The sequence below is a fragment of the Caballeronia grimmiae genome (assembly GCF_022879615.1).
GTDB lineage: Bacteria > Pseudomonadota > Gammaproteobacteria > Burkholderiales > Burkholderiaceae > Caballeronia > Caballeronia grimmiae.
This window is the reverse complement of the sequence record NZ_CP084271.1, coordinates 722,561-735,069: the sequence shown is the minus strand read 5'-3', so window position 1 is coordinate 735,069 and position 12,509 is coordinate 722,561. Positions and strand designations below refer to the sequence as shown.

At 63.3% G+C, this 12,509-nt stretch carries 11 protein-coding genes and 1 pseudogene; 7 read left to right on the top strand and 5 right to left on the bottom strand.

The window, feature by feature from the left end:
• Positions 1 to 5 precede the first annotated feature (5 nt).
• Positions 6 to 686, top strand: coding sequence for a class I SAM-dependent methyltransferase (locus LDZ21_RS03510; RefSeq protein ID WP_244794249.1), 681 nt, complete (start codon positions 6 to 8; stop codon positions 684 to 686).
• A gap of 48 nt (positions 687 to 734) precedes the next feature.
• Here LDZ21_RS03510 and LDZ21_RS03505 read toward each other — a convergent pair.
• From LDZ21_RS03505 to waaC, 4 genes and pseudogenes are all read right to left on the bottom strand, one after another.
• Positions 735 to 1,151 (bottom strand): annotated as a pseudogene (locus LDZ21_RS03505) (phospholipase D-like domain-containing protein); the annotation flags it as partial.
• Between the two features lie 84 nt (positions 1,152 to 1,235).
• Positions 1,236 to 2,549 carry a lipid IV(A) 3-deoxy-D-manno-octulosonic acid transferase gene (waaA, locus tag LDZ21_RS03500; protein WP_244794752.1) on the bottom strand — a complete coding sequence of 438 codons (1,314 nt, stop codon included), beginning with the start codon at positions 2,547 to 2,549 and terminating at the stop codon, positions 1,236 to 1,238.
• Positions 2,550 to 2,590: 41 nt separating this feature from the next.
• Entirely contained in the window at positions 2,591 to 3,475 is an 885-nt protein-coding gene (gene kdoO, locus LDZ21_RS03495; RefSeq protein ID WP_244794248.1) for a Kdo hydroxylase KdoO, read from the bottom strand.
• Positions 3,476 to 3,524: 49 nt separating this feature from the next.
• On the bottom strand, positions 3,525 to 4,520 hold the full coding sequence (waaC, locus tag LDZ21_RS03490; protein WP_244794247.1) for a lipopolysaccharide heptosyltransferase I: 996 nt from the start codon (positions 4,518 to 4,520) through the stop codon (positions 3,525 to 3,527).
• A gap of 175 nt (positions 4,521 to 4,695) precedes the next feature.
• Here waaC and LDZ21_RS03485 point away from each other — a divergent pair, with 175 nt between their 5' ends.
• Positions 4,696 to 5,127: a DUF29 domain-containing protein gene (locus tag LDZ21_RS03485; RefSeq protein WP_244794246.1), complete on the top strand. Its 432-nt coding sequence runs from the start codon at positions 4,696 to 4,698 to the stop codon at positions 5,125 to 5,127.
• Between the two features lie 48 nt (positions 5,128 to 5,175).
• On the opposite strand, the gene LDZ21_RS03480 is transcribed toward LDZ21_RS03485, so the two are convergent.
• Positions 5,176 to 6,576 (bottom strand): phosphomannomutase/phosphoglucomutase, encoded by a 1,401-nt coding sequence (locus LDZ21_RS03480; RefSeq protein WP_244794245.1) that lies wholly within the window; start codon positions 6,574 to 6,576, stop codon positions 5,176 to 5,178.
• 436 nt (positions 6,577 to 7,012) lie between these two features.
• On the opposite strand from LDZ21_RS03480, the gene LDZ21_RS03475 reads away from it, so the two are divergent.
• The 5 genes from LDZ21_RS03475 (at position 7,013) to LDZ21_RS03455 (ending at position 12,484) form a co-directional block, all read left to right on the top strand.
• Positions 7,013 to 8,275 (top strand): oligosaccharide flippase family protein, encoded by a 1,263-nt coding sequence (locus tag LDZ21_RS03475; protein ID WP_244794244.1) that lies wholly within the window; start codon positions 7,013 to 7,015, stop codon positions 8,273 to 8,275.
• Positions 8,272 to 9,075 carry a glycosyltransferase gene (locus LDZ21_RS03470; RefSeq protein WP_244794243.1) on the top strand — a complete coding sequence of 268 codons (804 nt, stop codon included), beginning with the start codon at positions 8,272 to 8,274 and terminating at the stop codon, positions 9,073 to 9,075. The genes LDZ21_RS03475 and LDZ21_RS03470 overlap by 4 nt, the downstream gene beginning before the upstream one ends.
• A gap of 15 nt (positions 9,076 to 9,090) precedes the next feature.
• Positions 9,091 to 10,230, top strand: a complete 1,140-nt coding sequence (locus LDZ21_RS03465; RefSeq protein ID WP_244794242.1) for a glycosyltransferase family 4 protein — start codon at positions 9,091 to 9,093, stop codon at positions 10,228 to 10,230.
• 25 nt (positions 10,231 to 10,255) lie between these two features.
• Positions 10,256 to 11,302 (top strand): UDP-glucose 4-epimerase GalE, encoded by a 1,047-nt coding sequence (gene galE, locus LDZ21_RS03460; RefSeq protein ID WP_244794241.1) that lies wholly within the window; start codon positions 10,256 to 10,258, stop codon positions 11,300 to 11,302.
• A 72-nt stretch (positions 11,303 to 11,374) separates the two neighbouring features.
• On the top strand, positions 11,375 to 12,484 hold the full coding sequence (locus LDZ21_RS03455; protein WP_244794240.1) for an MraY family glycosyltransferase: 1,110 nt from the start codon (positions 11,375 to 11,377) through the stop codon (positions 12,482 to 12,484).
• Positions 12,485 to 12,509 lie beyond the last annotated feature (25 nt).

Sequence of the window (12,509 nt, the reverse complement as noted above, 5' to 3'; positions counted from 1 at the left end):
AACGCGTGCCCATTCTGCGGGTCGTCTACAGCGGCTGTTACAGGACTCATCCGATCGACCGCACGCTCGGCACCGATACCGGCGGCATCTATCCGCCCGAATCCGTGACAGGCACTAATGGTCCGGAAAACGGCAACCTTCCTTATATGGGCTGCCAGCCGAGCATTGTCCGGCATGCGCTGAGTCAGCTCGGCGACGTAAGCGGACGCACGTTCATCGACATAGGCTGCGGCAAGGGCCGCCCGATGATCGTCGCAACGGAGTTTCCCTTCGATGCCGTGCTGGGCTACGACATCGCGGCGCCGCTCGTCGATATCGCGAACCGCAACGCAGAGATCGTCGCGCGCCGCTTTCCCGGGCGAACGGCCATGCACGCGTTCGTCGACGATGCGACCCGAATGCCCCTTCCTTCCAAAGACATCGTCGCATTCTTCTTCAACCCGTTCGGCGCGGAACTCATGACCATCATGCGGCAGAAGTTCGAAGCTGCCCTCGCCGATCACACGATCGAACGCCTCACTATCGTCTACATTTATCCGACGTGCGCTCATGTGTACGACCAGTCGCCGATGCTCGCGCGGCAAGCCTCGTTCAACACCCCGTACGCGCCCGGTGAAATCGGCTACGGACCTGACTCGCAACAGGAGGTGATCATCTGGAACGATGCGCGACACGCGCCGGCGTGATCATTTACCTTCACAACGGGCGAATCCAGTAACGCGACCCACGATCTTTTCGCGCGGCATGCGCAGATAGCGCTTGTCCATCTTCGACGAACCGACAGTCAAACAGTACATGCACGGCTATTCTCCTTGGCGCCTTGTCCGGCAGCGCACTCGCTATCTCGTCGCCAATTCCGCCGATGCCGATAAATCAGTTTTCGAAACTGATGGTACGACGCGCAGCGGATGCCTTCCAACATCGATGGAAGGATCTGCTCGCCGTTCATTAGCAGGTCGAAGCGATTGCCGCCGACGACGGGCGATCCGAGCGGCAGTCCAATCGCGCGAAGAAATTGCGGATCGTCGCTCGGATAGAGCCGTTCGATCTTGTGCTCGATTTTCTTCTCGCCGCTCGACAGGTTCGCGATGACCAGCACGACGACGAGCGTAACTCCGATTGGTCGCGACAATCAGGGCGATCGTCCGCATGCACGGCCTCGCTTGGCGGACGGACGTCCCGAAAGGAGATGGATGGGGCGATCCTCCAGGGTGCAATCCGGTGAGATCGCGGCCTTACGCCTCGCGATCCTCCAGCAACGCGCCGAGCACCTTAACCGTCCGTTCCGTCGCCCCGCGATGCCTCGCCGCGAACGCCGCCGCAGCCTCGCTCATCGCGATTCGGCGCGGCTTGTCCGCGAACAATTCGCGCAACGCATCCGCGAGGCCGTGCGGGTCGTCGACACGCAACGCCGCGCCCGCCGCGATGGCATCGTTGGTCGCCTGCGTGAAATTGAACGTGTGCGGTCCGATCAGCACGGGCACGCCCGCCGCACACGCCTCGATCAAATTCTGCCCGCCAAGCGGCAACAGGCTCCCGCCGATGAACGCCAAATCGGCCGCCGCGTAATACGCGCCCAACTCGCCCATCGAATCTCCGAGCAACACCTGCACGTTCGACGGCAATCGCGCCGGCACATCCGCGCCCGATCCCGCCGCGGCCGGCTTCGGCGCCCATACCGAACGGCGCGCGCCCGTCATCCCGGCAGCCGCGATCAACGCGGACACTTCATCGAACCGTTGCGGATGACGCGGCACCAGGATCAGCAGCGCATCCGGCACGTTCAGCGCGGCGAACGCGCGCAGCACGAGCGTCTCCTCGCCTTCGCGCGTGCTCGCGGCGACCCACACGGGACGATCGCCAATCGCCGCGCGCCAGCCCTGTCCGCGCGCCACCAGCTCGGGAGGCGCGCTCATGTCGAACTTGAGGTTACCGAGCACCGCGATGTTGCGCGCGCCGAGGGCGGTCAGACGTTCCGCATCGGAAGGCGTCTGCGCAAGCACACGCGAGAACCCGCCGAACACTTCGCGCACCGCGCGCCCAAAACGCGCCGCGCGCCGGTACGACCGCTCCGACATACGCGCGTTCGTCAACACGAGCGGCACGTCGGCGTGCTTGCATTCGTCGATCAGCGTCGGCCAGACTTCCGTCTCCATCACGATGCCGATCGACGGCCGCCACGCGCGCAGAAAACGCCGCACGAGATGCGGAAGATCGTAGGGAAGATAGCTGCGCAAGACGCGATCGCCGAACAGGTCGATGCCTGTCGCGCGGCCGCTCGGCGTCATGTGCGTGATGAGCAGGCGCGCTTCGGGATGCGCCTTCATCAGCGCTTCGATCAGCGGCTGCGCGGCGCGCGTCTCGCCGACCGATACCGCATGCACCCAGATCAGCGGCGCGAAATCGTCGGAGCGGCGTGCGGGGCCGCGTCCGAATCGTTCGCCGATATGCTCGCGATATCCCCGCTCCTTGCGCGAACGAATCAGAAGACGCAGCACGGCAAGCGGCGCCACGATCCACCACATCGCGCGGTAGATCGCCCTTAGCACAGTCGCCGAGAACGGCGCCGCCGGCGCGGATGCAGCGCCGCTCAAACGAGCGCCCTGCCCTTCAGGCGCTCGAGAATGCCAAGCGGAGCATGATCGGGCCGCGCCATCGCCTTGACGGGCAGGAAGAAAGTCTGCTCCATCATGAACTGGCCGGACATCACCGCATGCGACGTCTGATCCGAAAAGCACACCCACACCGATCCGGGCGGAAACGGCATCGTCTCCTGCGGCGAGGACTTCTGATAATCGAGGTCGGCCTTCATCGCGTCATGCAGATGCAGCATCAGATGGTCATACTCGCTGCGCTTGCTCTTCGTGATGTGCAGCAGATTCATCAGCCACGCGGAACCCGGCGCCTGCGGCTTGATGCCGGGCAGAAAGCGCTTGGCCATGTCTTCGAACGGCTCCCCCACGCGCCACACGCGCGGCGCGCCTGCCGGATTGACGTTGGTGAAGACGCGCAAAATGCGCTCGCCGTAATTCGGACGCGACGGGAATGCATCGACGTGCAGGCGGCTATCGTCCTTGCGCCACGACGTCTCGCGCGTTTCGACCTGATGCAGCCGCAGGCTCGTCGGTGCGACGCGCAGCTTGCCGTCGTATTCGGGGAAGAGCCCGTCGACGAGCGTGCGCGCGTTCGTCTGATACCGGGCGATGAGCGAGCGCACCGCGGACTGCATCACGTTGTCGCCGACGACGCCGTTGAGCGCGCCGCCGTTGGGCGCGAGGCTGATGTTCTTGCGCTTCGGGTCCGCGATTTCCGGATCGAGCAGTGCCTGTTCGCCGCCTTCGATCGCGAAACGCAGGTTGGGAAAGTAGAGGACCTTGCCGTCTTCCACGCCGGCCAGCAACGCCTCGCGCGGTACGGACAGGTTCTTGCCCTGCCAGTCGCAGGATGCGACTTCGATGATCTGAGATTCCGTCATGTGCCTTCCAACTTGATTAAGCTCGCGCACGGCGCTGCGTCTTACGGCATCACAGCAGGCCGAAACCCGCGAGCGCGGCCTTCACTTCGGAGAGTGTCGGATGCCGGCTCGCGTCGCCGAGATTGATCACGTTGGGCGACCAGTAGCCGCCGGTGCGCCATGCGGTCGAGAAATTGTACAACTCGACGGTAGGCCGCTTCAGCGCTGCGGCAATATGAACGAGTCCGGTATCGACGCCTACCGTCGCTGCGGCGCCATCGATCAAACCGACGACCGCCGGCAGCGACAGCTTCGGCGGCACGATCGCGGCCGCGCCGAATTCCTTCGCGAGCTTCTCGCTCGTCGCGCGTTCGGCGTCGCTTCCCCATGGCAGCACGATGGACGCACCGCGCGTCACGAGCGCCTGCCCCAGTTCGATCCACGCGGCTTCGGGCCATTGCTTGTCGGCGCGGGACGTCGCGTGAACGAACACCACATACGGCACGGGCAAATTGAGCCCGAGCGCGGACACCGCGAGCGTCGCGCGCCGAGTATCGATGCCGAAGTCGATGTCGTCGGTCATCTGCGGGCGAGGCAGATCGAGCGCGGCCGCCACGAGTTGACGCGTGCGCTCGACGACGTGCGTGCGCGGCTCGATGGGCACGCGCCGGTCATAGAAGAAGCGCACGGGCCATTCATAGCCCGCGCCCTCCGTGCGATTGCCGAGCCCGACGAGCGGCCCGCGCGCCCAGCTCGCGACCCACGCGGTCTTGATGAGCCCCTGGCAATCGATGACGAGATCGTATTTCTCGGCGGCAAGCTCACGCCTGAACTTGCCGATCTCGCGCCAGTTCGCCGCCGATGCGAAGCCCTTGCGCCAGCGGCGCAGCGAAAACGGGATCGCGCGGCGCACGCCATCGACCAGTTCTACGAGGCTCGCGAAGCTCTCTTCGACCAGCCAGTCGATCTGCGCATCGGGATAACGGCGGCGAATGTCGGCGATGGCCGGCATGTTATGCACGACGTCGCCAAGCGACGACACGCGGACGATCAGGATCTTTTGCACGCTGTGAAGGAAGGCGCGGCTCGCGCGATGGAGATGGATACGAAGCGAGGATTTTAGCGCGGGTTGATCGCGGGACGGGGCCGGTGAGCAGCGGCGGCGTGGCTTTCTCGCAGAAAAAGCCGGTAACATGTCGGGGCAGGCCAGAACGGCTATGGATCAACGAAAGGAGTACGCGATGGGAACGCGTTACGAACAGGACGTCGTGGCATGGGCGCGGGAACAGGCTGCGCTGCTGCGCGCTGGGGAGTTCTCGGCTATCGATGTTGAACATATCGCAGAGGAAATCGAGGACGTGGGCAAGAGTGAGCAACGAGAACTGTCCAGCCGCATGGCCGTCCTGCTGGCGCATCTGCTCAAGTGGCAGTATCAGCCGGGACGCCGCGGATCGAGCTGGCAACGCACGATCAAGGAACAGCGCCGCGCCGTCGGCGTCGCATTGCAGAAGACGCCCAGTCTGACGACTTCGTTGCGTGATCCCGACTGGCTCGTCGGTACATGGGCCGACGCCGTATCGAAAGCAGTCGAGGAAACCGGACTCGACGTCTTCCCCGAAGATCTGCCCTGGTCCACCGAAGAGATCCTGTCTCCGGAGTTCTACCCTGAATAAAAAACGGCGCGATCTTTCGATCGCGCCGTCTTCATCACAGCATCACTCTCAAAACGGCAGCTGTGCGTCCGGCTTCTCCGCCAGAATCACGCGGCGGAAATCTTCCTGAATGCGCTTCAGCGCTTCCTCACTGTCCGCCTCGAAACGCATCACGACAACCGGCGTCGTGTTCGACGAGCGAGCAAGGCCGAACCCGTCCGGATACTCCACACGCAGTCCGTCGATCGTCAGCACGTCGTCCGCGCCTTCGAACTTCGCCGACTTCTGCAGACGCCCGATCAGTTCGAAGTTCTCGCCTTCCTGCAGCTTCAGTTGCAGTTCCGGCGTCGATAGCGAATTCGGCAGATCGTTCAGCAGTTTGCTCGGATCGTCCACGCGCGACAGGATTTCGAGCATGCGTGCGCCGGTGTAAAGGCCATCGTCGAAACCGTACCAGCGGTCCTTGAAGAACACGTGACCGCTCATTTCACCCGCGAGCGGCGCGCCCGTTTCACGCAGCTTTGCCTTCACGAGCGAGTGGCCCGTCTTCCACATCACCGGTTCGCCGCCCTGCTCACGCACCCACTTGGCGAGATTGCGCGTGCACTTCACGTCGTAAATGATCTGGCCGCCCTTGTTGCGCGACAGCACTTCCTGCGCGAACAGCATCAACTGACGGTCCGGATAAATCACTTGCCCGTCCTTCGTGACGACGCCGAGACGGTCGCCGTCGCCATCGAACGCGAAGCCGATTTCCGCATCCGTTTCCTTCAGCGCCTTGATCACGTCCTGCAAATTTTCGGGATGCGCCGGATCCGGGTGATGGTTCGGGAAGTTGCCGTCGATGTCCGTGAACAGTTCGACGCACTCGCAGCCGAGCGCCTTGAACAGACGCGGCGCGAGACCGCCCGCGACGCCGTTGCCCGCATCGACGACGATCTTCATCGGGCGCGCCGGCTTGATGTCCGAGACGATGCGATCGAGATAGATCTGCGATACGTCGAACTCCGTATAGCTGCCTTCGCCCGACTCGAAGTCGTCGTTGACGATGCGCTGATACAGGCTTTGAATCTGCTCGCCGTAGATGGCCGCGCCGCGCAGCACCATCTTGAAGCCGTTGTAGTCGGGCGGGTTATGGCTGCCCGTCACGACGATGCACGAATCCACGCGGCGCTCGCCCGAGGGCAGCGGCAGCGGCACGCTCGCCGCGAAGTAACCGACAGGCGTCGGCACCATGCCGATATCGATGACATCGACGCCCGCCTCGCGCAGGCCGTCCGCCAGCGCGCCGACGAGTTCCGGACCGGACAGGCGGCCATCGCGGGCCACGACGACGGAATCGCCGCCCTGCTTGCGAATCTCGCTGCCGAACGCACGGCCGATGTTTTTCGCGACATCCGTATCCACCGTCTTGCCGACGATGCCGCGAATGTCATACGCCTTGAAAATGGATTGGGATACCTGGCTCATAAGATGGCTACCTCTTCTGTATTAATTGATGAATTCTCGGCGATGCAGCCATAAGGGCGTGGCAAGTCGTGGCGACAGGTGCGCGCCGACTCCGCCAATATGCGCGCGAACGACTGCGAGGCTCATGTGTCGAGCGTCGGACCATCGCGAGCCTGCCGACGAAACGTTGCAAGCGCCACGCGAGGGCGGGCTTCGGTTCGCACTTATAATCGCTGTCTTTCAGCGCTTTCGATGTTGCGCGTCGCGGTTAAGGCCTGCGCATTCATTCTAATCCAATGCCCAAACGCTCTTTGGCCTTCAGGCCGACGAATGAGTCGCCTTCGCGCGCAACCGCACATAAGCTGATCCTTGACGCGGTTTTATTACGTGATGCGCAACACGTCAAGCGGGCTTCGGTAGCACGGCGCGTGCCCGCGATCATTCAAGGATGCCGCGCATGAAGGTGCTGACGCGCTCGGGCAATCCGGACGTCGCCCGCGCGCTCGCGAACATCGTCTGGCTCGGGCTCGAGCGGCTCACGCAGATCGCGGTGGCCATCGTTATCTCTGGGCTGCTCGCGCGCTATCTCGGCCCCGACGCGTTCGGCAAGTGGCAATACGCGAACACGCTGCTGCTTGTCATTGCACCGATCACATGGGTATGCGGCGCGGAGATTCTCGTCCCTACCATCGTCGACAAACCGCCCGCGCAAACCGGTGCCGTGCTGGGCAGCGCGTTCGTGTTGCGCATGGGCGTGTCGATCGTCGCGCTGCTTCTGACATGGACGTGGATCGCAGCGGGCGGCGCCGATCCGCTCGTCGGCGCGATGCTCGCGGGCCTTGCCGTCACGCTGCTCTTTCGCGAACCGTTTATCGGCGTGATCAACGCGTGGCTGCAAAGCATGACGTACAGCAAGCCGCAACTGATCGCGAGCATGACGACGGCCATCGTGAAAGCCGCGCTCGTCTACGCGCTCGTGCGCATGGCGGCGGGTGCGGCGACGTTCGGCTGGCTATGGGCGCTCGAAGCGGCGGCCATCGCCGGCGCGCTCGTGTTCTATTACATGCGCCGTCACGGCGGCACGCTCGGCTGGCGTTTCGACCGCGCGCTCTTTCGTCATTTCGCAAGCGCGGGCACGGTGTTCTGGATCGGCCTCATCTGCATGTATCTGTTCCTGAAGCTCGACCGTCTGATGCTCGCGCATCGCGTATCGTTCGCCGAACTCGGGCTTTATTCCGCTGCACAACAACTGAACGAAAACTGGATCGCGCTTGCGCTGATGCTCTCGCAAACCATCGCGCCGGCGTTCGTGTATCGCGTAACGGAAACGGCGCGGCTGAAGCGCAACCTGCTGCGCCTCTTCGCGATGACAGCCGTGCTGATGATCGCGGGCGCCGCCGTGCTGGATGCGCTGGCGGGCTTCATCATCGCGCGTGTGTTCGGGCCGAACTATGCGAGCGCGGCGGATATCTTCCGCTGGGCCGTGTGGCTTTCAGTGCCCGCGGGCATCGAAGCAATCGGCAATCTCGTGTTGCTCAAGTATCAGGCGAAGTACGTGCTGCTTGCGAAGTGGCTGCTTGCGCTTGCCGTTGCGTTCGCGGTCAATGCGTACGCCATTCCGCGTTTCAACGGCTACGGCGCGTTGATCGGACTGGCGGCGGGTTACGTGGCGGCGGCATCGGTGAACTTCTACTACATTCGTTTCCGGCTGCGCGCATGACCGATCTTTCCGACGTAGCCGTCCTGATTCCGGCCTATCACGGCCAGGCCGATGTCGAACGCACGCTTGCCTCGTTCAAGGAAGCGTCGCGTGTGCGCGTCTTGATCGTCGATGACGGCAGCACGCCGCCCATCGTCGCGCCTTTGATCGACGGCCTCGACATCGAAATCGTGCGCATGGCGCAGAACGGCGGCATCGAGCGCGCGCTGCAAGCGGGCATCGACGCGCTCGCTGAACGCGGCATGCGTTACGCGGCGCGCATCGACGCGGGCGATCTCGCGACGCCTGGCCGTCTTGCAGCACAACGCGCGTATCTCGAAGCGCATCCGGATGTTGCGGTCGTCGGCATGTGGACGCATGTCGTCGCGACGAACGGCGCCCCGCTCTTCGATCTCACGCCGCCCACCGACCCCGCCGCGATTCGCCGCACGATGCTCGCGCGCTCCTGCTTCGCGCATCCGTCGCTGATGCTGCGTGTCGATGCGGTGCGCGAAGTCGGCAACTATCAGGCGAAGTATCGCGCCGCCGAAGACCTCGATTTGGTGCTGCGGCTGATGGCGCGTTATGACGGCGCGAACCTGCCTGAATTCGGGCTTTACTACGAGCTGAACGAAGGCGGCATCAGCGCGACGAAGCGGCGAACGCAGACCATGTCAACGCTGCGGCTGCAACTGCGTTACTTCCGTGCGGCGAATCCGTTCGACTGGATCGGAGTCGTGAAAAGCATCGCGCATCTGCTGCTGCCGTATCGCGCGCTGCGTGCGCTCAAGGCCCGGCTGTTCAAAGCCGCATCGCGCTAAAACGAAAACTTCCGGATGAACGAAAACAAGTCCAGCCTACGCATCGCCCTCGTGTGCAACACGGCCTGGGCCATTTATACGTATCGGCGCGGCGTATTGCGGATGCTGACCGAGCGCGGCGCGGAAGTGACGATCATCGCACCGCGCGATCGCACGTTCGAACCGCTCATCGAAATGGGCTGCCGTTGCGTCGAACTGCCGGTGGCTTCGAAGGGCACCGATCCGCGCCAGGACCTGAACACGATGATCGCGCTCTACCGCGAATATCGGGCGACGAGTCCGCATCTCGTCTTTCACTACACGATCAAGCCGAACATCTACGGCTCGCTTGCCGCCATGCTCGCGCGGGTGCCGTCCATCGCGGTGACGACCGGTCTCGGCTACGTGTTCATTCAGAAGAGCCGCACGGCGCAGATCGCCAAGCGGCTCTATCGGTTCGCGTTTCGCTTTCCGCGCGAAGTCTGGTTTTTGAATCGCGACGATCATCAGGCTTTCGTCGACGAAAATCTGCTCGCGCATCCGGATCGCGCGCGGCGTCTGCATGGTGAAGGCGTCGATCTCGATGACTTCGCGCTCGCACCCCTGCCGCGCCGCGAAGACTTCGTGTTCATCCTGATTGGGCGGCTGCTGTGGGATAAAGGCGTGGCGGAATACGTGGAGGCGGCGCGGCGTTTGCGGCGGCGCCATCCGCATGCGCGCTTTCAATTGCTCGGGCCGGTCGGCGTCGATAACCCCAGCGCGATCAGCCGCACGGACGTAGAGGCGTGGGAGCATGAGAATATCGTCGAGTATCTGGGCGAAGCGAACGACGTGCGTCCGCTCGTCGCCGCAGCGGATTGCGTCGTGTTGCCGTCGTATCGCGAAGGCGTGCCGCGCACGCTGATGGAAGCCTCCGCGATGGGCCGCCCGATCGTCGCGACCGATGTGCCCGGCTGCCGCGAAGTGGTCGAGCACGGCGTCAACGGCTTCCTCTGCGAAGTAAAAAGCGCCGATAGCCTGGCCGAGCAGCTCGAACGCATGCTGACGCTGCCCTTCGAAGAACGCGAAGCGATGGCGCTGCGTGGCCGCGAAAAAGTCGCCCGCGAATTCGACGAGAAAAAGGTCGTCGAACGATACAAGAGCACAATACACGCTATTACCGGCATTTCACTCTGAACCGCGCTTCCTGGAGAGCATCACAATGAATGGCACGAACCCAAGCGCCAGCGGCATCAAAGGCACCATCCTCGTGACCGGCGGTGCGGGCTTTATCGGCTCGCACACGTGCGTCGAACTGCTCGATGCGGGCTACGGCGTCGTGGTCATCGACAACCTCGTCAACAGCCGCGCGGAATCGTTGAAGCGCGTGGAACGCATCACGGGCAAGCGCGTGACCTTCTATCAGGAAGACGCACGCGATGAAGCCGCGCTGAACCGCATCCTCGACGCCCATGCGATCACCGCCGCGATCCACTTCGCCGCGCTGAAAGCCGTGGGCGAATCGGTGGCGAAGCCGATCGACTACTACAGCAACAACATCGGCAGTCTGCTCGCAGTGCTGAAGGTGATGGGCGAGCGCAACGTGCGCAACTTCGTGTTCAGTTCGTCGGCCACGGTGTACGGCGTGCCGCAGTCGGTGCCGATCGACGAATCGTTCCCGCTGTCCGCGACGAATCCCTACGGCCAGTCGAAGCTGATCGCCGAGCAGATTCTGCGGGATCTCGAAGTCTCCGATCCGTCGTGGCGCATCGCGACGCTGCGCTATTTCAATCCGGTCGGCGCGCACCAAAGCGGCCTCATCGGTGAAGATCCGGCGGGCGTGCCGAACAACCTGATGCCTTATGTCGCGCAAGTGGCGGTCGGCAAGCTCGAACGGCTGCGCGTGTTCGGCAGCGATTACGATACGCACGACGGCACCGGCGTGCGCGATTACATCCATGTGGTCGATCTCGCACGCGGACACATTGCCGCAATCGACGCGCTGAAGCGGCTCGACCGCAGCTTCGTCGTCAATCTCGGCACGGGGCAAGGCTATAGCGTGCTGGATGTCGTGAAGGCGTTCGAGCGTGCTTCGGGCAAGCCCGTACCCTATGAACTCGTGCCGCGCCGTCCGGGCGATGTCGCCGCCTGCTATGCCGACCCCGGCGCCGCGCTGGCGCTGATCGGCTGGCGCGCGGAGCACGGCATCGAACGCATGTGCGCAGATCACTGGCGCTGGCAGTCGCAGAATCCGCAAGGGTTCGCTTAAAGTCGCGCCGCGCCCCGCATCGCATAGTCGTTGGTTCGATGCCGGGCGCTGTCATCAACCGGTCCATTTTTCATGCTTAGTTTCGCGCTTGCTTTTCTGGTCTCGCTCTTCGTGACCTTGTTGATCGTGCGCTTTGCACACTTGCAGGAAGGCGTGCTCGGCGACACCGACCTCGCCGGCGTGCAGAAGTTTCACGCGCGTCCGGTGCCGCGCATCGGCGGCGTCGGCATCCTGTGCGGGCTGACCGCATCGGCGGTGCAGTTGCGATGGAGCTATCCGCTGGTATCGGCCGGCATTCTCGGCATCATTGCGTGCGGCATGCCCGCGTTTTTGTCCGGGCTGCTCGAAGACCTGACCAAACGCGTGACGCCACTCGTGCGCCTTCTCTGTACGATGGCCGCAGCCGGTCTCGCTTATGCGCTCCTGAATATCGCGGTGACACGCATCAGCGTGCCGCCGCTCGATTTCCTGCTCTCCTACGCGGTCATTTCATGCGCGGTGACGGTGCTTGCCGTCGCGGCGCTGGCGAATGCGGTGAACATCATCGATGGCTTTAACGGCCTTGCATCGATGGTCACGTTCATGATGTTCGCGTCGCTCGCCTATGTCGCGTTCCAGGTGCATGACCCGATCGTGCTGTCGGGATCGCTCATCATGATGGGCGCGGTGATGGGCTTCTTCATCTGGAATTTTCCGGCGGGCCTGATCTTTCTCGGCGATGGCGGCGCGTACTTCGTCGGCTTCATGCTGAGCGAACTGTCGATCATGCTCGTGATGCGCAATCGCGATGTCTCCGCTTGGTATCCGGTGCTGCTTTTCATGTACCCGATCTTCGAGACGTGCTTCTCGATCTATCGCAAGAAGTTCATTCGCGGCATGTCCCCCGGCATTCCGGATGGCGTGCATCTGCATATGCTCGTCTACAAGCGGCTGATGCGCTGGGCCGTCGGCGCGCAGAACGCACGCGAAATCACGCGGCGCAATTCGCTGACATCACCTTACTTGTGGCTGCTGTGCCTGATCGCCGTGATTCCCGCGACGCTCTTCTGGCGGCATACGGTGCATCTGTTCTGCTTTGTCGTCGTGTTCGCGGTGACTTACGTGTGGCTCTACGTGAGCATTGTCCGCTTCAAGGCGCCGCGCTGGATGGTGTTTCGCAGGCCGCATACGGTGAAGAAATAGCGCCCGCCTTTGCACGAGCCGACGC